Origin of the sequence: Microbacterium sp. CH1 (genome assembly GCF_001595495.1) — a bacterium.
GTDB lineage: Bacteria > Actinomycetota > Actinomycetes > Actinomycetales > Microbacteriaceae > Microbacterium.
On record NZ_LOSO01000015.1, the window covers coordinates 373,061 to 390,829 of the forward strand.

General features: G+C 71.3%; 19 protein-coding genes. 6 read left to right on the plus strand and 13 right to left on the minus strand.

Features of this window, described 5'->3' with window-relative positions; all coding sequences use genetic code 11:
- Positions 1 to 9: 9 nt before the first annotated feature.
- The 4 genes from tsaE (at position 10) to AUV07_RS10145 (ending at position 4,223) form a co-directional block, all read left to right on the plus strand.
- Entirely contained in the window at positions 10 to 447 is a 438-nt protein-coding gene (gene tsaE, locus AUV07_RS10130) for a tRNA (adenosine(37)-N6)-threonylcarbamoyltransferase complex ATPase subunit type 1 TsaE (RefSeq protein WP_062636080.1), read from the plus strand.
- Entirely contained in the window at positions 444 to 1,289 is an 846-nt protein-coding gene (locus AUV07_RS10135) for a response regulator transcription factor (RefSeq protein ID WP_062635786.1), read from the plus strand. The genes tsaE and AUV07_RS10135 overlap by 4 nt, the downstream gene beginning before the upstream one ends.
- A 208-nt stretch (positions 1,290 to 1,497) precedes the next feature.
- Positions 1,498 to 3,090, plus strand: a complete 1,593-nt coding sequence (locus AUV07_RS10140) for a sensor histidine kinase (protein ID WP_062635788.1) — start codon at positions 1,498 to 1,500, stop codon at positions 3,088 to 3,090.
- Complete coding sequence (locus tag AUV07_RS10145; RefSeq protein WP_062635790.1) at positions 3,087 to 4,223, plus strand: hypothetical protein; 1,137 nt, start codon at positions 3,087 to 3,089, stop codon at positions 4,221 to 4,223. The genes AUV07_RS10140 and AUV07_RS10145 overlap by 4 nt, the downstream gene beginning before the upstream one ends.
- 15 nt (positions 4,224 to 4,238) lie before the next feature.
- Here the strand turns inward: AUV07_RS10145 and AUV07_RS10150 are convergent, their stop codons facing one another.
- Complete coding sequence (locus tag AUV07_RS10150; RefSeq protein WP_062635792.1) at positions 4,239 to 4,907, minus strand: FadR/GntR family transcriptional regulator; 669 nt, start codon at positions 4,905 to 4,907, stop codon at positions 4,239 to 4,241.
- 185 nt (positions 4,908 to 5,092) lie between these two features.
- On the opposite strand from AUV07_RS10150, the gene AUV07_RS10155 reads away from it, so the two are divergent.
- Positions 5,093 to 6,880 (plus strand): 2-isopropylmalate synthase, encoded by a 1,788-nt coding sequence (locus tag AUV07_RS10155; protein WP_062635794.1) that lies wholly within the window; start codon positions 5,093 to 5,095, stop codon positions 6,878 to 6,880.
- Here the strand turns inward: AUV07_RS10155 and csrA are convergent.
- Genes csrA through AUV07_RS10215 form a run of 12 tightly spaced genes read right to left on the minus strand, consistent with a single transcriptional unit; the run spans position 6,877 to position 16,105 of the window.
- On the minus strand, positions 6,877 to 7,128 hold the full coding sequence (gene csrA, locus AUV07_RS18115; protein WP_025104370.1) for a carbon storage regulator CsrA: 252 nt from the start codon (positions 7,126 to 7,128) through the stop codon (positions 6,877 to 6,879). The two genes, AUV07_RS10155 and csrA, sit on opposite strands and share 4 nt — an antisense overlap.
- Positions 7,129 to 7,132: 4 nt before the next feature.
- Positions 7,133 to 9,196 carry a flagellar biosynthesis protein FlhA gene (locus AUV07_RS10165; RefSeq protein ID WP_062635796.1) on the minus strand — a complete coding sequence of 688 codons (2,064 nt, stop codon included), beginning with the start codon at positions 9,194 to 9,196 and terminating at the stop codon, positions 7,133 to 7,135.
- Positions 9,193 to 10,284 carry an EscU/YscU/HrcU family type III secretion system export apparatus switch protein gene (locus AUV07_RS10170; RefSeq protein ID WP_062635798.1) on the minus strand — a complete coding sequence of 364 codons (1,092 nt, stop codon included), beginning with the start codon at positions 10,282 to 10,284 and terminating at the stop codon, positions 9,193 to 9,195. Before AUV07_RS10170 ends, AUV07_RS10165 begins: the two co-directional genes overlap by 4 nt.
- The gene (locus tag AUV07_RS10175) at positions 10,281 to 11,042 is read right to left on the minus strand and encodes a flagellar biosynthetic protein FliR (RefSeq protein WP_025104367.1); all 762 of its coding nucleotides are present in this window, start codon (positions 11,040 to 11,042) and stop codon (positions 10,281 to 10,283) included. The genes AUV07_RS10170 and AUV07_RS10175 overlap by 4 nt, the downstream gene beginning before the upstream one ends.
- 4 nt (positions 11,043 to 11,046) lie before the next feature.
- Positions 11,047 to 11,319, minus strand: a complete 273-nt coding sequence (gene fliQ, locus AUV07_RS10180) for a flagellar biosynthesis protein FliQ (RefSeq protein ID WP_025104366.1) — start codon at positions 11,317 to 11,319, stop codon at positions 11,047 to 11,049.
- Entirely contained in the window at positions 11,316 to 12,125 is an 810-nt protein-coding gene (fliP, locus tag AUV07_RS10185; protein ID WP_062635800.1) for a flagellar type III secretion system pore protein FliP, read from the minus strand. The genes fliQ and fliP overlap by 4 nt, the downstream gene beginning before the upstream one ends.
- The gene (locus tag AUV07_RS10190) at positions 12,122 to 12,607 is read right to left on the minus strand and encodes a FliO/MopB family protein (RefSeq protein ID WP_331709279.1); all 486 of its coding nucleotides are present in this window, start codon (positions 12,605 to 12,607) and stop codon (positions 12,122 to 12,124) included. Before AUV07_RS10190 ends, fliP begins: the two co-directional genes overlap by 4 nt.
- Positions 12,604 to 13,263 carry a flagellar motor switch protein FliN gene (gene fliN, locus AUV07_RS10195; protein ID WP_025104363.1) on the minus strand — a complete coding sequence of 220 codons (660 nt, stop codon included), beginning with the start codon at positions 13,261 to 13,263 and terminating at the stop codon, positions 12,604 to 12,606. Before fliN ends, AUV07_RS10190 begins: the two co-directional genes overlap by 4 nt.
- On the minus strand, positions 13,260 to 14,180 hold the full coding sequence (locus AUV07_RS10200; protein WP_157524026.1) for a flagellar motor switch protein FliM: 921 nt from the start codon (positions 14,178 to 14,180) through the stop codon (positions 13,260 to 13,262). The genes fliN and AUV07_RS10200 overlap by 4 nt, the downstream gene beginning before the upstream one ends.
- A gap of 49 nt (positions 14,181 to 14,229) precedes the next feature.
- Positions 14,230 to 15,039 carry an OmpA/MotB family protein gene (locus AUV07_RS10205; protein WP_062635806.1) on the minus strand — a complete coding sequence of 270 codons (810 nt, stop codon included), beginning with the start codon at positions 15,037 to 15,039 and terminating at the stop codon, positions 14,230 to 14,232.
- Positions 15,036 to 15,851 carry a motility protein A gene (locus AUV07_RS10210; protein ID WP_025104360.1) on the minus strand — a complete coding sequence of 272 codons (816 nt, stop codon included), beginning with the start codon at positions 15,849 to 15,851 and terminating at the stop codon, positions 15,036 to 15,038. The genes AUV07_RS10205 and AUV07_RS10210 overlap by 4 nt, the downstream gene beginning before the upstream one ends.
- Positions 15,851 to 16,105 carry a flagellar FlbD family protein gene (locus tag AUV07_RS10215; protein ID WP_062635808.1) on the minus strand — a complete coding sequence of 85 codons (255 nt, stop codon included), beginning with the start codon at positions 16,103 to 16,105 and terminating at the stop codon, positions 15,851 to 15,853. The genes AUV07_RS10210 and AUV07_RS10215 overlap by 1 nt, the downstream gene beginning before the upstream one ends.
- 218 nt (positions 16,106 to 16,323) lie before the next feature.
- Here AUV07_RS10215 and AUV07_RS10220 point away from each other — a divergent pair, with 218 nt between their 5' ends.
- Positions 16,324 to 17,703 carry a M23 family metallopeptidase gene (locus AUV07_RS10220; protein ID WP_231868239.1) on the plus strand — a complete coding sequence of 460 codons (1,380 nt, stop codon included), beginning with the start codon at positions 16,324 to 16,326 and terminating at the stop codon, positions 17,701 to 17,703.
- Positions 17,704 to 17,769 lie beyond the last annotated feature (66 nt).

The following is a 17,769-nucleotide window of genomic DNA, read 5'->3' on the forward strand; positions in this document are numbered from 1 at the left end:
TCCGAGGAGATGGAGCAGCTCGGCCTGCGCATCGGCGAGCAGCTCGAGCCCGGTGATCTCCTGATCCTCACCGGACCGCTGGGGGCGGGCAAGACCACGTTCACCCGCGGGCTGGCCGAGGGGCTCGGGGTCCGGGGGCCCGTGCAGAGCCCGACGTTCGTGATCGCCCGCACCCATCCGTCGCTCGTCGGCCGCGCGCCGCTCGTGCACGTCGACGCCTATCGCCTCGGCTCCGCGGCCGAGCTCGACGACCTCGACCTCGACCTGGAGCGGTCGGTCGTGGTCGTGGAATGGGGCCGCGGTATGGCGGAGGAGCTCGCTGACGCCTGGTGGGACATCGAGATCGAACGCCCCGTCGGTGCCGGCGAGGACGAGCACCTCGACCCGTCGGAACTCGACGCCGACGCGCCGCGCGTCGTCACGATCGCCCGTGAGGAGCGCGCGTGACGGCGGGGGAGCCGCTGGTCGCGGTCATCATCGAGGACGACCCCGGCGTCCGGTCCCTGCTGGACGAGGTGTTCCTCGCCGCGGGGTTCCGTACCGTGCTGGCCGGCTCCGGTCCCGAGGGGCTCGCGGCGGTCACGGCGCACCGTCCGATCATCACCACGCTCGACATCAACCTCCCCGGCATCGACGGCTTCGAGGTCGCACGGCGCATCCGACAGGTCAGCGACACCTTCATCATCATGCTGTCCGCCCTCGCCGACGAGTCGGACGTGGTGCTCGGCCTCACCTCCGGTGCCGACGAGTACCTGGTGAAGCCCTTCCGGCCGCGCGAGCTGCGTGCGCGGATCGAGGCGCTCCTCCGGCGCACCCGCACCCCGGCGACGGACCCGCTCCCTCTCGCCGCCGCGCAGGGCCCGGCGGCTCCGACCCCCGTCCCCGCGGCCTCCCTCGCCCCGAGTATCCCGCTTCCGGCCGGTGCCGCCGCCGACGCCACCGTCGCCACATGGCGCGGGCTCGTGCACCGCGATCTCAGTCTCGACCTCGACACGCGCCTCGTGCTCGTCGCCCAGCGCCCCGTCGAGCTCACCCCCACCGAGTTCGACCTGCTCGCGGCGCTCCTCGAGGCCGGCCGTCGGGTCTGCAGCAAGGCCGACCTCGCGCTCGGGCTGCGCGGAGCCTCCGGTGACGCCTTCGATCGGGTGAGTGAACCCGACAAGCGGGCGATCGAGACGCACATGGCCAATCTGCGTCGGAAGCTCGGCGACAGTCCCACCGCCCCTCGTTACATCGAGACGGTGCGCGGTGTCGGGTACCGCCTCACGTCCGACGACCGGCGCTCCTGACGGGAGGGGCGAGGCCGCGGCTCCCCCACCGCGGCCCCGGATGCCTGCGAATCCCCACTCGCGCGGCCCCAGCTTCTGCGAAATCCCCAGTCGCAGCGTCGGCTCCCACTCAGAATCGTAGGACGGGAACGACGCCTGAAGAGCGAGAAGTGAGGATCTTTGAGTAATCTTGCGTGAATGCTGAGGATCGACCGGGAGGCGGACCTTGATGATCCGCACGGTCTCGATCTGGCGGTGGCAGCTGGTGTTCACCGCGAGCATCGTCGCCATCGTGGTGATGGTCGCGGGCTTCAAGCCGCAGACGATCGCGATCCCGCTCTTCATCGGCGGTATCGGCCTGATCGTGGTCACCACCCTCGTGGCGCTGATGGTGCCGTGGCGACGCCTGCCGCGCACGGCGGTGACGGCCCTTCCGCTGCTGGACGTCCTCGGGGTCGGGCTGACCACGAACGTGCCGGATCTCCGGCTCGGCTTCCTCTGGGTGTTCCCGGTGGTCTGGTTGGCGACCTACTTCTCGATGCCCTGGGTGTTCGTCGGCATCGCGCTGAGCGGCGGCTGCCTGGTGTTCTTCGCCGACCGCTCGGGGCCGCCGGAGGACGTGCTGCTGCGCGTGCTCACGGTCGTCATCACCCTGAGCTTCCTCGGCGTGACCGTCCGCATCGGCGCCCAGCGCTCCGGCGCGGCGAGGCGGCTCCTGCAACGCCGCTCGGAGCAGGTGAACCGGGCGGCGGAGCGGGCGGAGACGAACCAGGAGCGCGTCACGCAGATCATCGACGCGCTCGGCATCGCGCTCGTCGTGGTCACCTCCGCCGGTCGCATCCTGCAGATGAACGACGCCTACCGCGCCCTCTACGGTCGTGACCGCTTCGGCACGGCGCTCCCGTCGGCGTCCGTCGAGTACGACGCCCGGCGCGGGACGGCTCTGGCCCCGGAGCGCACGACGCTGGCGCGCGCGGCCGCGGGGGAGCCGATGCGGGAGGAGCGGGTGTGGCTGTACGACGGGGCAGGGCAGTGGCACGCCCTCGCTGTGACCACGCAGCTCATCGCCGGAGCCCGGCAGGGGGAGCGCATCACCCTCGTCGTCATCGACGACGTCACCGCGCTCCTGGAAGCCGCCGAGGAGCGGCGGGCCCTCACGGCGGTGATCTCCCACGAGCTGCGCAACCCCCTCACCGCGATCATCGGGCACGTCGAGCTCCTGCGCGAGCGCGACGACCTCCCCGGCCGGGTGCCCGCGCAGATCGAGGTCATCGCGGACGCCGGGGAGCGGCTGCAGGATCTCGTCACGAGCATGCAGGCCCAGACGGGGCGGGTCTCGCACGACCCCTTCGAGCCGGTGGACCTGCGCGTGGTCGTCGAGGAGTCGGCCGCGTCGTTCGCGCCCCTGATGGGGGCCGCGCGGCAGGAGCTCGTCCTCGACGGGGCCGAGCGGATGGTGATCACGGGCGACGCGTTCCGGCTGCGTCAGGTGCTGGACAACATCCTGGGCAACGCCGTGAAGTACACGCCGGGGGGCGGACGCATCACGGTGCGGCTGGCGGAGTCGGGCGGACACGCCGAGGTCACCGTGGCGGACACGGGGATCGGCATCGCCGAGGAGGAGCTGCCGCGGCTGTTCGAGCCCTACTTCCGCGCCGACAGCGCCGTGCGCGGCGGCATCGCCGGCACCGGTCTCGGCATGGGCATCGCACGGGACATCGTGGTCGCGCACGGCGGCGTCATCCTCGTGGCGAGCGAGGTGGACGTCGGCACCACCGTCACCGTCCGCTTCCCCCGACGACCGAAAGAGAACTCCGTATGACACCGCTCGTGCCCGTCAGCGTCGACGTCACCACGAGCATGGTGGCGGTGGTGACCGTGCTCACCGCGATCGTGGTCGGTCTCGCCACCCTGGCCCGGCCGAGCAGGGCGACCATCGTCTGGGGCGTCGCCTTCGGCATCGGAATGCTCGGCGCCTACCTCTGGTTGGCCGGTCACCACACCGGCAGCCCCGTGCTGCGCGCGGCCGCCTCCGCGATCGTCGTCTCCTTCGTGCCGCTCGTGTGGATCGGCGTGCGGATGCACTTCGGACGGTCAGCGCCCTGGCTGCCGGTCGTCCTCGCGCTCGTCGGCGTCCCCACGGCGCTGATCCTCACGGCGGGCACGCGTTGGTACCTGCCGGTCTTCCACGTCGTCTTCCTGGCGATGGCGGTCTTCGCCGGACTGCTCGCCTGGGAGCTGCTCCGAGGGCAGCCGGCGTCGCGCGATGTCGTGCTGCCTCTCGCGCTCGCCGCGTGCGGCTTCGTCGTGGTCGCCGTCGTCAGCGCCGGCTCCGCCCTCGTCTCGGGAGGCGTGAGCACGGAGGAGCAGCTCAGCGCGCTGCGCGGGATGAACGCGGTGGGGACGATCGTCGTGAGCACGTGCGCAGCCTTCACCCTCGTGCTCCTCGTGCGGGTGGAGAGCGCGACGCCCGGGGCGGACGGTGCGGCGGAGCGCGCCAGGGAGCGGCTTCGCAAGGCGTCTGCGCAGAAGGACCCCGCCTGGTCGATCCTCGACATCCGTTTGGACGACCCCATCGACCTCCGCGAGGCGTCGAGCAGCGCCGGCTTCCGACGCATCGCCGATCGCTTCCACGCGGACATCGGCGACGTGCTTCCGGCGACAGCCGATGCGGAGCGGGTCGCCGACGACCGCGCGATCGTCATCATCCACGGCAGCGACGAAGCGGTGCGGTTCCACCTGCGGGCGATCCTGGCATCCGTGTCGATCATCGATCTGGAGGCGCCCGCGAGCGGGATCCGCTCCTCCGCCAGCATCGGCTGGGCGACGGCATCCGTCGCGGGATACGACTACGACACGCTCGTCGCGGCGGCGGCATCGGCGGCCGATCGGGCACGCGAGGCCGGCGGGGATCAGTGGAAACGGGCGCAGGAGTCGGATCTGACCGCCGTCTGAGCTCGCCTTCCGGCGTCAGCCGAACAGCCTCTTCACCGTATCGAGGTGCTCGCGGGTCAGGGCGCCGGCTGTCCGGGGGTCGCGTGCGGCGATCGCATCGCCGATACGCGCGTGCGCGTCCTGGTCGGCGGCGTCGCCGTGATGGCCGCGGATGCGCAGCATGTCGATCATGGCCTGCAGCGAGCGCGGGGCGAAACCGTCGAACAGCTCTCGCAGCACGGGATTGCCGGAGGCGACGACGACGGCCCGGTGGAAGGCCATGTCCGCCTCGACGTGCGCGCGGATGTCCGTGCGTCGACGGTCGCGTTCGGCGAGCGTGCGCCTCAGCTCGTCCAGGTCGGCCGGGGTCCGGCGCTCCGCAGCGAGCACCGCGGCCTCGACTTCGATCGCGGTGCGGGCCTCGAGGACCGCGATGATGTCGGCGCGGTCGAGGACGGCATCCCAGGTCGCGGTGGGCTCCGTGGCCGTGACGAAGACGCCCGCGCCCTGGCGGGTGGCGAGCACACCGCGCCCGGCCAGTATGCGGATCGCCTCGCGTGCCGTCGAGCGACCCACGCCGAGTTGCGGAGCGAGTGTGGTCTCGCCGGGCAGCTTGCCGCCGATCGCCCATTCACCGGCTCCGATCCGTGCCAGGAGCAGCTCGGCGGCCTGTTCGGCGAGGGATTCACGGCGCACGGTCGTCATGGGTCCATTCTCGCAGGCCCATCCACTGCTCTGCTTGTCTGAGGAGTTGTGCTACATTTCCCCTATGCGCACACTCGGGTTCCTCCTTCTTCGTCGCCACGACGGGGTCTAGTCAGACCGGCTCCCCGTCGTGGGGCGCAGGACGCGCCGGTCGCCTTCCCCGCGATCTGAACAGGAACCAGACCATGACCCCACGCCGCGCTTTCCCGACTCTCTCCACGCCCTCCGGGGCCCTCCCCGACGACGCCCCGCACTGGAACAGGCAGCGGCCTTCGCAGATGCCCTCGCATCGCTATCGCGACGTGTACTCCCGCGTCGCCGTACCGGTGCAGACGCGGACCTGGCCGAGCGCACGACTGACGCAGGCACCCCTGTGGGTCCCGGTGGATCTCCGTGACGGGAACCAGGCGCTGGCGGAGCCGATGGACCCGGCCCGCAAGCGGCGCTTCTTCGAGCTCATGGTCGCGATGGGCTACAAGGAGATCGAGGTCGGGTACCCCTCGGCCTCCCGGACGGACTACGACTTCGTCCGGCTCCTCGCCGAGACCGACCTCGCTCCTGCCGACGTGACGATCGTGGTGTTCACGCCCGCGCGGCGCGACCTGATCGAGCGCACCGTGGAGTCCGTGCGAGGCATCCGGAACCCCGTCGTCATCCACATGTACACCGCCACGGCGCCGACGTGGCGCGACGTCGTCCTCGGCCAGGACAGGAAGGGGCTGAGGGCGCTGATCCTCGCCGGCGGGCAGGACGTGCTCCGCTTCGCGGGAGACCTCGACAACGTCCGCTTCGAGTTCTCTCCCGAAGTGTTCACCCTCACCGAGCCGGACTTCGTCCTCGACGTGTGCGAGGCGATGACGACCCTGTGGGACGCGACCCCCGAGCGTCCCGTGATCCTGAATCTGCCGGCGACCGTCGAGGTCGCGACCCCGAACGTCTACGCGGACCAGATCGAGTACATGCACCGCAACCTCGGCCGTCGCGACGGGGTCATCCTCTCCGTGCATCCGCACAACGACCGCGGCACCGGTATCGCCTGCGCGGAACTCGCCGTCCTCGCCGGCGCGCAGCGGGTCGAGGGGTGCCTCTTCGGCAACGGGGAGCGCACCGGCAACGTCGACCTCGTGACCCTCGCCCTCAACCTCCACGCGCAGGGCGTCGATCCGATGATCGACTTCTCCGACATCGACGAGATCCGCCGGACCGTCGCACACTGCAACGGCATCGACATCCATGCGCGGCACCCGTATGCCGGCGACCTCGTGCACACCGCCTTTTCGGGCACCCATCAGGACGCCATCCGGAAAGGGTTCGCGGAGCATCGCGCCCGTGCCGCGGAGGAAGGCCGCGCCGAGGGCGACATCGAATGGCACGTGCCGTATCTGCCCATCGACCCGGCGGACATCGGCCGCAGCTACGACGCCGTGATCCGCGTCAACTCGCAGTCCGGGAAGGGCGGCATCGCGTACCTGCTGGAAGACGCCTTTGGGATCGAGCTGCCGCGGCGCCTGCAGATCGACCTCGCCCGTCTCGTCCAGCGGCGCACCGAGCAGACCGGACGCGAGATCACGGCCGCGGAGGTGTGGGACATCTTCGACGCCGCCTACCTCGCGAGCGCGGACACGAGACCGCTGAGGCTGCGGGCGGATGCCGACGTCGCGGGAGGGTGCACGACGATCACGCTCCATGCCGACGGCGTCGAGACGCGGACCCGCCACGACGGCGTCGGCCCGGTGGAGGCGCTGGGCGCGGCGCTCGCGGCAATCGGTCTGCCCGTCGAGGTCCTGAGTCTGCACCAGACGAGCATCGGAACGGGCACGGAGAGCGACGCGCTCACCCTGATCGAGTACCGCGACGGCGCACGCTCGGAATGGGCGGCCGGCCGCGACCGCTCCGTGCTGACGGCGACCCTGCACGCCGTGCGGAACGCGGCGGAGCGCCGCGCCGCGACGACGCCGGCCCGCGGGGCCTAGGGGGTCTGCTTCTCGCGCCCCCGCGCGAGTGCCGCGGTGATCGCGTCCGCGGCGCTCGCGTCGGTGTCGGCGGCGGCGGAGACGTTCTCGGCGACGACGGCCTCGATGATCTCGGTGCGCTGGATGCGGGTCTCGCGCGGGGCCTTGACGCCGATGCGCACGCTGTCGCCCTTGATGTCGAGCAGCGTGACCTCGATCTCGCCGTCGATGCGCACGCTCTCACCGATCCGCCTCGTCAACACCAGCATTCGTTCAGCCTACTGGTGCGGCGGGGGCCGCCCCGAGCGACGCGGTGGAGGAGTCGCGGACCACGCCGATCGTCTCGATCGTCAGCGATGCGGACGTCGCCTCGGTGTAGGAGAGGACGGGGAGGCCGTCCGTCTGGGCCGACACGAGCCGTCGCACGGCCGGACGCAGCGAGGGGGCGCACACGAGCACCGGTTCACCGCCATCCGTCTGCGCGGCCACGGCCTGCTTCACCGACGCGATCACCGCTTCCATCCGCGGCGGGTCGAAGACGATCTGCGAGCCCTCGTCGCCGGGACGCAGGCTCTCCAGCATGGCCTGTTCCAGCAGCGGGGCGATCATGACGACCCGGAGGGTGCCGTCCTCCGCGAAGCGGGAGGCGATGGCCGGCCCCAGGGCGGCGCGGGCGGCCTCGATCAGTCCCTCTGGGTCTGTCGAAGTCTTGGCACGCAGCGCGAGCGCCTCGTAGATGCGGCTGAGGTCGTTGATCGGCACACGTTCGGCGAGCAGCCCCTGCAGCACGCGCTGCACCTCCGCGAGCGACAGCAGCGCGGGGGTGAGCTCCTCGACCGCCGACGGCGAGACCTGCTTGAGCGCATCGGTGAGCTGACGCACGTCCTCCCGGCTCAGCAGGCGGGCGGCGTGCGTCTGGATCACGCTCGACAGGTGGGTGATGATGACGCTCGCTCGGTCGATCACCGTGGCGCCGGCGAACTCCGCGCTGTGGCGCATCTCCATCGGGATCCACTTGCCCTCGAGACCGAACACGGGGTCGAGCGCGGCGGTCCCCGGCAGGCTGTCCAGACCCTGCCCGAGAGCGAGCACCGATCCGCTCGGCGCGGTGCCCCGCCCGGTCTCGACGCCCGCGATGCGGATGACGTAGGTGGCCTGGGGGAGCTCGATGCTGTCCCTGGTGCGCACGGGCGGCGTGACCAGGCCCAGGTCGAGCGCGATGCGGCGCCGCAGCGCCTTCACCCTCGCGAGGAGGTCGTCGGGGCCGCCGGTCACCAGATCCACGATGTCCGGGGCGAGGAGGATCTCGAGGGGGTGCACCCGCATGCGCTCGATGAGCTCCTCCGGCTGGTCCACCGGCGCGGGAGCGGGTGCCTGCGCCGCCTCCGCCTCCTCCCGCTTGCGGGTCGCGGTGATGCGCTGGGCGATGAGCAGCAGCAGGGCGCCGATCACCAAGAAGGGCAGCATCGGCATGTGGGGGATGAGCGCCATGACGATGGCCGCGCATCCCGCGATGATGAGGGCGTTGCGCGACTGGCCGAGCTGCGTCGACGCCGCCGATCCCATCTCGGCCTCGGCGGTCGAGCGGGTGACGATCATGCCGGTCGAGACCGCCATGAGCAGCGCGGGGATCTGGGTGACGAGACCGTCGCCGATCGTGAGCAGGCTGTAGGTGCTCACTGCCTGGTCGATCGACATGCCGTGCTGGACGAGGCCGATCGCGATGCCGCCGACGAGGTTGATGATGATGATCACGAGTCCGGCGATCGCGTCGCCCTTGACGAACTTCGAGGCGCCGTCCATCGCACCGTAGAAGTCGGACTCGGCGGCGACCTCCGCCCGGCGCTCGCGGGCTTCGGTGTCGCTGATGAGGCCGGCGTTGAGGTCGGCGTCGATGGCCATCTGCTTGCCCGGCATCGCGTCGAGCGTGAACCGGGCGCCGACCTCGGCCACGCGCTCTGCACCTTTGGTCACCACGACGAACTGGATGACGACGAGGATGAGGAACACGACGGCGCCGATGATGAGCGAGCCGCCCACCGCGATCGCCCCGAACGCCTCGATCACCTGTCCCGCGTACGCCTCGCCCAGCACAAGGCGGGTGGAGGCGACGTTGAGCCCGAGCCGGAACAGCGTCGCCACGAGCAGCAGCGAGGGGAACACCGAGAAGTCGAGCGGCTTCTTCACGAACATGGACGTCAGCAGGATCACCAGCGCGAACATGATGTTGAGGATGATCAGCACGTCGAGCAGGAACGGCGGCACCGGGACGACGAGCAGCATGATGATGCCGACGACGCCGATCGGCACCCCGAGCGTGGTGAGGAGCTTCTTCATACGGTCCTCCGGTAGGGGAGCGAGTGGATGCCGCGGGCGGCGCCTCGGCGCCGCAGCGCGTCGACGAACACGAGGACCCGTGCCACGGCGTTGTAGAGGTCTTCGGGGATCTCCTGGCCCAGCTCGCATGCGGCGTGCAGTGCGCGGGCGAGGCTGATGTCGCGGACGAGGGGGACGCCGGACTCCAGCGCCTTCTCACGGATGCGCTCGGCGATGACGCCGCTGCCCTTTGCAACGACCCGCGGGGCGGAGGTGCCGGGGTCGTATTCGAGCGCGATGGCGATGTGCGTGGGGTTGACGACCACCACGTCGGAGCCGGCGACCGCGGCGATCATGCGGTTGCGGCTCACCGCGAGCTGACGCGACCGGCGCTGCTGCCGGATGAGCGGGTCGCCCTCGGAGTTCTTGTTCTCGTCGCGCACCTCGCGCTTGGTCATGCGCGTGTGCTTGCGGTTGCGGCGCATCACGACGAACAGGTCGATCGCGGCGAGCACCAGACCCACGGCGATCGCGGTCTGCAGCAGTGCCGCGGTGCCGTCCGCCGCGGTGCCGAGCAGCCGGGAGATCGAGTGAGCGCCGCTCGCCGTGAGCACGGGCATGAGCCCGGAGATGACGACCCACAGGGCGAGGGCGATGGCGGCCGTCTTCAGCAGCGCCTTCGCCCCCTCCCACAGTGCCTGCAAGCCGAACACCCGCCGCACTCCGGAGACGAGGTTGAACTGCTCGTAGCGCCCTGACAGCTTCCGCAGGTGCACGCCGCCCTGCACCACCGCGCCGAACAGCGTCACGATCGCGACCGCGGCCAGCAGCGCGCCCAGCGTGGGCAGCACCGAGGCGAGGGCCCGCCCCAGGGCGGCGAGGGCGGCTTCCGGAGAGGGCGCCTGCATGAGTCCGGCGAGGGTCACCAGCTGCTCGGTGCCGGCGGCGGTCCCCGCGGCGATGGCAGCGGGCATCATCACGGCAGCGGCGCCGATGCCGAGCCACGCCGTGAGGTCCTGACTGCGGGCGATCCGACCCTTCTGCCTGGCCTCCCGGAGGTGCTTCTCGGTGGCCTTCTCGCTGCGTTCGCCGCTGTCCGAGCCGCTCACGGTGTCACCCCCTGCATCAGGCGGAACGCCTGGGTGGCGAGGGCGTCGACGATGCCGGGGAAGGCGACGTACACGGCGCCCGCGAGCAGGAGCGTGAGGAGGATCTTGACGGGGAAGCCCATCGCGAAGGCGTTGAGCGCCGGCGCCACGCGCGTGATGAGACCGAGCCCGACGTCGGCGAGGAAGAGCACGAGGACCAGCGGGCCTGCGATCTGCACGGCCGCCAGCACCATCTGGGACACCCCGTCCACGAGCAGCTCGGCGGGTCCCGCGACGCGGAAGATGCCGTCGACCGGCACCGCGTCGAAGCTGCGGGCGAGCCCGGCGAGGATGAGCTGATAGCCGCCGGAGGCGAAGAGCAGCGTGAGTGCGGTGAGGTGGAAGAGCCGGGTGAACTGCGCGCCGTTGACCATCGCCGCCGGATCGAAGGCCTGGGCGAGCTGGAAGCCGCCGAACACGTCGATCAGGCTGCCCGCAGCCTGCACCGCGGAGAAGCACAGCAGCACGAGGAAGCCGAGCAGGGCCCCGGTGAGCAGCTGGATCACGAGCGCGCCGAGGAACGGCCCGGTGTCCAGGCTCTCGTACCCCGGCGCGACGGCAGCCCCCACCGCGAGCGACAGTCCGATCGAGAGCATCGCCTTCACGCGCACCGGGATCGCGCCGTACGAGAACGGTGGGGCGATCATGATGAACGCCGTGATGCGCACGGCGGCGAGCAGGGTGGCCTCCAGCCACGCGAAGTCGATCGGGATGAACACGGGCTCACCCGCTCAACAGCGACGGGATGCGGGCGAACATCTCGTTCGTGAAGGCGATGATCTCGGCGATCATCCAGTTCCCCGCGATGAGCAGGGCGATGCCCACCGCGACGATCTTCGGCACGAACGACAGCGTCACCTCCTGCACCTGGGTGATGGACTGCAGCAGCGAGATCGCGAAGCCCACCACGAGCGCGGTGATGAGCATCGGGGCGGCGAGCTTGGCGGCGATCAGCAGGCCCTGGGCACCGATGTCGAGGACGGCTTCGGGACTCATCCCACACCTCCGTAGCTCTCCAGGAGCGCTTTGATGATGAGCCCCCATCCGTCCACGAGGATGAACAGCAGGATCTTGAACGGCAGCGAGATCATGACCGGCGGGAGCATCATCATGCCCATCGACATCAGCGCCGCCGCCACGACGAGGTCGATCACGAGGAACGGCACGAAGATCACGAAGCCGATGATGAAGGCGGCCCGCAGCTCCGAGATCATGAACGCGGGGATGAGCGTGTACATCGGCACGCTCGCGGCGTCCTCCGGGTTGTCCTGCCCGGCCATCCGGGTCATCAGCGCAAGGTCCTCCTCGCGCGTGTAGTGCAGCATCCACTCCCGCAGGGGGGCCTGCCCGACGTCCACGGCCTGCGTGAACGTGAGCGCGCCGTCGATGTACGGCTGCACGGCGAGCGTGTTGATCTCGGTCAGCACGGGCCACATGATGAACAGCGACAGGAACAGCGACAGCCCCGCGAGCACCTGGTTCGGCGGGATCGTCGGGAGGGACAGCGCGTTCCTGGTCATGGCGAGCACGACGAAGATCTTCGTGAACGACGTCATCATCAGCAGCAGCGCGGGGGCCACCGACAGCAGGGTGATCCCCAGGAGGGTGAGGATCGAGCCGGACGGCCCGCCATCGATGCCGTTGATGTCGATCGTCACGCCCTCGCCGTCGTCCGGGGTGACCTCCGCGTGCGCGGCGGTGCCGGAGAGGGCGACGAGGACGACGGCGAGGAGGATCGCGACCGCGACGAGGACGAGCAGCCGCGAGGCGCGACCGCGATCGACGGCACGGATCGCGGTCATCGTGCGCGCCGGAGGGCCTCGGCGGTCTGCCGCCACGTGTCGGGGGAGAGGATGGAGCCGCGGAGCGGGTCGTTGCGGTGCCGCACGCGGCGACGGAGCTCCGGTGCCGGGCTGACCGCCGGGGGCGCGCTCGTGAGTGCGGCGGCGGCGAGGATGCGGTCGAACTCGGCGTCGTCGGCCGTGCGGGTGGTCGGCGGGCGCCCCTCCTCGGACTCCGCGGGCTCCGGCCGCAGGGGAAGGCGGTCGACCACGCTCACACCGTGCTCGGTGACCCCGAGCACGTAGCGGGCGTCATCGGTCTGCACGACCACGAGCTGCGCCTTGGGGCCGATGCCCTGCCGCCCGAGCACCGTGATCGCCTCGGCGTCGCGGCGCCGCGCCTGGGTCTTCGAGACCCGGCGCTGCAGGAACCAGAGCAGCCCGAGGACGGCGGCGAGCGACAGCCCGACCCGCAGCGCGAGCAGGAGGTCGTCCAGGGTCAGGCCTCGACGTTCTCGAGGATGCGGGTGATCCGCACCGCGTAGTCCTGGTCGACGACGACGACCTCGCCGTGCGCGATCGTGCGGCCGTTGAGCTTGACGTCGGCGGGGGCGCCCGCGGAGCGATCGAGCTCCACGATGCGACCGGGCTCGAGGTCGAGCACGTCGCGGACGGCCATGCGGGTGCGGCCGATCTCCACCGTCAGCTCCATCTCGACACCCGCGATGCGGTGCAGGCGGCCGTCGGCCCCGGTCGGGCGCGCGGGGCGGTGGGTGATCCGCACGGCGAGGCGGCCGATGATCCGTTCGGTGTGGTCCACGAGGTCGAAGAGCTGGGTCTGCGGGTCGGCGAACACGGCCGAGGCGTCGCCGACCGCGGCCTCGCCGAGCAGGCCCGGACCGAGGGCGGTCGCCGCGGCCTCGAGCGCGTCCAGCAGCCGGTCGGTGAGCGGGCGGTCCCCGAGGCCGTCGACGAGCACGTCGGCGTCGAGGAGCTGCACGGCGAGCTGGGCGCTCGCCTCGCCGACGAACTGCGCGACCACCGCGTCGCCGGTGTCGCCGGACACCTGCGAGGCGCGCGCGGTGACCGGTGCGGCGGTGGGCAGCCGGGCCGCGAACGCGGCGGCGACGGCGGACTCGTAGGCGGTGGTGCTGATCACGCGGACTCCTGAGCGGGGGCGGTTTCGGGGACGGTGGCGGTCACGACGCAGGCGAGCCGGGCGCCCGCGCTGCCGACGGCGGCGGTCGCGACCGTCTGGTCGCCCACGGTGAGGAGCAGGGGACGGTCGGCGGCGTGCGGCAGGGGCAGCAGGTCGCCGACGGCGAGATCGAGCACCTCGCGAGGGAGCACTGTGCGGGGGGCCAGCCGCAGCGCCACCTCGACCGGGGCGGCTTCCACCTGCCGCCGGACCAGTCCCGGGGTCTCGGTGCGGTCGGCGTCGGAGGCGCGTACCGCGAAGCCGGCGAGGACCGACGCGGGGAGCATGATGCTGGCGGGCACCGTCCGGCCGCCGTGGCGCAGCGACAGGCGGGCGACGATCACCGGCTCCCCGGCGGCGGCCACCTGCGCGAACTGGGAGCTGTACTGGATGCCGGCGACGGCCACCCCGGCGGGCAGCAGGCCGTCGAGACTGCCGGTGAGGTGGTCGATGGCGTCGGCGATCAGCGATCGGATCAGCGCCTGCTCGATGGGGGTGAAGGTGCGGTCCTCGGCGGTGGACGTCGATCGCCCTCCCACCATCTGCACGATCCACGAGGTCGCGGTCGGGATCGGCACCTGGACGATCATGCGCTCGTCCGAATCGGGGAGCGCGCACACGATCATGGTCGTTGTGGTGGGAAGCGACTGCGCGTACTCGCCGTACGTGAGCATGCCGACGTGCTCGACGGCGATGGTGGCGCGCACGTGGATCTTGCCGGAGAGCTGGGCCGACCACTGCCGGGCGAACGTCTCGAACGCGAGCTCCAGGGTGCGGGCGTGCTCGCGCGACAGCGTCGCCGCGCGTCCGAAGTCGTAGACCTCGACGTCGGCGATCACCGTCTCCGCGCGCGCCCGAGAGCGCACGCCGTCATCCATCACCACGAACCCGACTATCGGGCGGTGAGCGGCGTGCGTTAGGAACGGGTCAGGGGGAGGTCTGCGCGGCACCCGCGGCCGGGATCAGCGCTCGCACCTCCTCGCTGGCATCGGAGAGGATGACGATGTCCACCCGGCGGTTCTCCGCGAGCTGCTCCGGCGTGCTGCCCGCAGCGACCGGGCGGGTATCGCCGAACCCGACGGACTTGAGATGGGCAGGGGGCAGGCCGGCGGACTCCACGAGGTAGCGCAGCACCTGCGTGGAGCGCCCGGCGGAGAGCTCCCAGTTGGTCGGGAAGGGGGCGACGGAACCGCGGGCGTCGGCGTGCCCCTCCACCGAGATCTCGTTGGGCGCCGAGACGAGGACCGACCCGAGCGCATCGAGCACCTGGGTCGCGGCGGGGCTGAGGTCCGTGCTGTTGGTGGTGAAGAAGGTCTCCGCGCTCACGAGTCCGATGGTCAGACCGCGCTCGTCGATCGTGAAGGTGACGTCGGCTTCGAGCCCCCGGTCCGCCAGCACCTGGCGCAGGCGCTCGCGGAGCGCGGAGAGCTCGTCGAACTCGCGCTGTGCGGCCTCCAGCCCGGTGTCGGCGAAGTCCTCGCCCTCGTCGTCCACGAGCTCGGGCGGCACGACGACGCCGCTGGTCACGTCGATGTCGTCGGACGGCTCCTGGCCGAAGCCGGTCGCGAGGGACGCGCTCAGGGCCTCGAACTTCTCCTGGTCGACGGTCGACATGGCGAAGAGCACGATGAACATGCACATCAGCACCGTCACCATGTCGAGGTACGACGCCATCCAGCGCTCGTCCGGCCCGCTGTGCTCGGACTCCTGGACGCGGCGTCGGGGGCGCACGCTCATGAGAAGAGGTCCTCGTGCTCGGCCGCCGCCTCCGCCGGCTGCTCGCGGCGGCGGGAGCGGCCGGGGGAACGGTCGGAGACGAGCGCGCTCAGACGCTCGCGCACGTGCGCGGGGGCGGCACCGGCCTGGACGGCGAGCATGCCCTCCATGAGCACCGTCATGCGCTCGAGCTCCAGCTCGCCCAGACGCTGCAGGCGGCCGCCGATCGGGAGCCAGATGAAGTTCGCCGACAGCAGGCCCCACAGCGTCGCGACGAAGGCGGCGGCGATCATCGGTCCGAGCGTGTCCGGCTTGTCGAGCTTCTCCAGCACGTGGGTGAGGGAGACGACCGTGCCGATGATGCCGACGGTGGGGGCGAACCCGCCGAGGGTCATGTAGAAGCGCGAGGCGGTGCGGTTGCGGGCGGCCGTGGACGACAGCTCGTCCTCGAGCAGCACGCGGAGGTCTTCCGCGTCGGTGCCGTCGGCGATGCTCTGCAGGGCCTGCCGCAGGAACGGATCCTTCTCCTCGTCCAGCCCCTGCTCCAGCGCCAGGAGCCCTTCGGCGCGGGCCTTCTCCGCGTAACCGACGACCGTGTCGATGGTGCTCTGCGCGGTGCGGCGCTCGCCGCGGAACGCGCGGGGGAGGGACTTCACGGCGTGCAGGGCGTCGCGCAGCGTGCCGCTGGCCAGCCCGACCGCGATCGTGGCGCCGAAGACGAGCACCATCGGTGCGGGCAGGAGGAGCGACCCGATCGTCGCGCCCTCCAGGTTGATCATGGCGATGAGGGCACCGAACGCGAGGACGAGCCCGAGGATGAGAGACGGATCCATCAGGCGTCCCCTCCCGTGACGGATACGGCGGGAGCGCCGTCCTCGTCGCCGGCTGCGACCAGTGCGGCCGCGGTCGCCAGGACCCCGGCGCGGAAGCGGGTGATCCGGGCGATCACGTCGTCCATCGTCTCCGTGACGACGAAGGTCGCGCCGTCGACCATCATGATCGTCGTGTCCGGCGTGGCCTGGACACGTTCGATCAGGTCGGGGTTCACCGCGAACCGGGAACGGTTCAGGCGCGTGAGGACGATCATGGGCTCCATCCTGGAAAAAGCTCGCCCCGCCCGAGAGCGGGGAACCGACGGCCCGTCCTGGGCTGTCGGAGAGGACTGTCGGCCGGGTGCTGCGCCGCGTTAGCGCGGGCTCGGGACCCGGCGGGATCTTTCTCACGGCGGGCGCGTCGTCGCCGATAGGGACCAGAGGCGGGAGACGATGAGCAGCGGGCGAAGGGAGCCTTGTGCGGGATCGGAACGTGGAGAAGGCCGCGGCGACGGCGGCCGAGGAGTGCGGCTGCGCGCCGACGCCTGCCGAGCGGCGGGCGCTGTGGAGCCAGCCGATCAGTCGCCGCAGTGCCTTCGGGATCGGCGCGCTGGGTGTCGTCGCGCTCGCGGCCTTCGGCGTCGGATCGGGGGTCACGGCCGCGCACGCCGCGTCGTACCCGAGCTGGGACGACGTGCAGCGCGCGAAGAACAATGAAGCGGCCAAGGCGGGCGAGGTCACCCGGATCCAGGGGCTGATCCAGTCGCTGGAGAGCAAGGTCGCGGAGACCCAGGCCGCGGCCCAGGTCGCGTCCGACGAGTTCTTCGAGGCCCAGCAGGCCTACTTCGCCGCGATCACCGAGGCCGACACGCTGCAGGCTCAGGCCGACGAGAAGGCGGCGCTCGCCGACGAGACTGCGAAGAAGGCCGGCCAGATCGCGGCCCAGCTCTACCGCAGCGGCGGCGACGACACCGCACTGGAGCTGTTCTTCGCCGGATCGGGAGCCAACGCCGACGAGCTGCTGTCGCGGCTCGGCACGATGAACAAGTTCCTCGAGTACAACCAGACGACGTACGACAACGCCGTCTCGGCGCGCAACACCGCGCAGGCTCTGACCACACAGGCGCAGGTCGCCAGGGACGAGCGCGACCGTCTGCAGCAGGTCGCCGAGGACAAGATGGTGGCGGCGCAGCAGGCCGCGGATACCGCCCAGGCAGCGCTCGACGAGCAGGCCGCGAACCTCGAGACGCTGAAGGCACAGCTTCAGGCGCTCAAGGACACCACGACGCAGACGGTCGCCGGCTATCAGGCCGGTGTCGAGGCGCGGCGACGGGAAGAGGAAGCACGCCGCAAGCGGGAGGCCGAGGCCGCTGCCGCTGCGGCGGCCGCTGCGGCGGCCGCACGCCCCAGCGCCGGGGGCGGCGCGCCGAGCAGCGGAGGCGGGGCGCCGGGCAACGGCGGGTGGGTGCGTCCGCACGGCGGTGCGCGCAGCTCGAGCTACGGTCCGCGCACCCCCATCTGCGGTCCGCAGGGCTGCTCGTCGAGCTTCCACTACGGGGCTGACCTCGCCAACGGCTGCGGCGCGCCGATCTATGCCGCGAACTCCGGCACGGTGGACTACGCGGGCGCGAACGGCAACTACGGCAACTACGTGCGCATCCAGCACGGCGGCGGCGTCAGCACCGGGTACGCCCACATCAAGCCCGGAGGCATCGTCGTGCGCAGCGGCCAGTGGGTGCAGTCCGGTCAGGTCATCGCCTACGCCGGCGACACCGGACGCTCGTTCGGCTGCCACCTGCACTTCGAGGTCTACATCAACGGCGGCTACACCAACCCGGTGCGCTTCATGGAGCAGCGCGGCATCTACGTCTGACCCCCAACCCCGCGAGACCCCGTTCTATCGTCGAGGCCCCGCCGTATCCACGTGAATACGGCGGGG

Coding starts and splice junctions, on each gene's coding strand:
- tsaE (WP_062636080.1), top strand. CDS start 10: ATGGAGCAGCTCGGCCTGCGCATCGGCGAGCAGCTCGAGCCCGGTGAT.
- AUV07_RS10140 (WP_062635788.1), top strand. CDS start 1,498: ATGATCCGCACGGTCTCGATCTGGCGGTGGCAGCTGGTGTTCACCGCG.
- AUV07_RS10145 (WP_062635790.1), top strand. CDS start 3,087: ATGACACCGCTCGTGCCCGTCAGCGTCGACGTCACCACGAGCATGGTG.
- AUV07_RS10150 (WP_062635792.1), bottom strand. CDS start 4,907: ATGACGACCGTGCGCCGTGAATCCCTCGCCGAACAGGCCGCCGAGCTG.
- AUV07_RS10155 (WP_062635794.1), top strand. CDS start 5,093: ATGACCCCACGCCGCGCTTTCCCGACTCTCTCCACGCCCTCCGGGGCC.
- csrA (WP_025104370.1), bottom strand. CDS start 7,128: ATGCTGGTGTTGACGAGGCGGATCGGTGAGAGCGTGCGCATCGACGGC.
- AUV07_RS10165 (WP_062635796.1), bottom strand. CDS start 9,196: ATGAAGAAGCTCCTCACCACGCTCGGGGTGCCGATCGGCGTCGTCGGC.
- fliQ (WP_025104366.1), bottom strand. CDS start 11,319: ATGAGTCCCGAAGCCGTCCTCGACATCGGTGCCCAGGGCCTGCTGATC.
- fliP (WP_062635800.1), bottom strand. CDS start 12,125: ATGACCGCGATCCGTGCCGTCGATCGCGGTCGCGCCTCGCGGCTGCTC.
- AUV07_RS10200 (WP_157524026.1), bottom strand. CDS start 14,180: ATGGATGACGGCGTGCGCTCTCGGGCGCGCGCGGAGACGGTGATCGCC.
- AUV07_RS10205 (WP_062635806.1), bottom strand. CDS start 15,039: ATGAGCGTGCGCCCCCGACGCCGCGTCCAGGAGTCCGAGCACAGCGGG.
- AUV07_RS10210 (WP_025104360.1), bottom strand. CDS start 15,851: ATGGATCCGTCTCTCATCCTCGGGCTCGTCCTCGCGTTCGGTGCCCTC.
- AUV07_RS10215 (WP_062635808.1), bottom strand. CDS start 16,105: ATGATCGTCCTCACGCGCCTGAACCGTTCCCGGTTCGCGGTGAACCCC.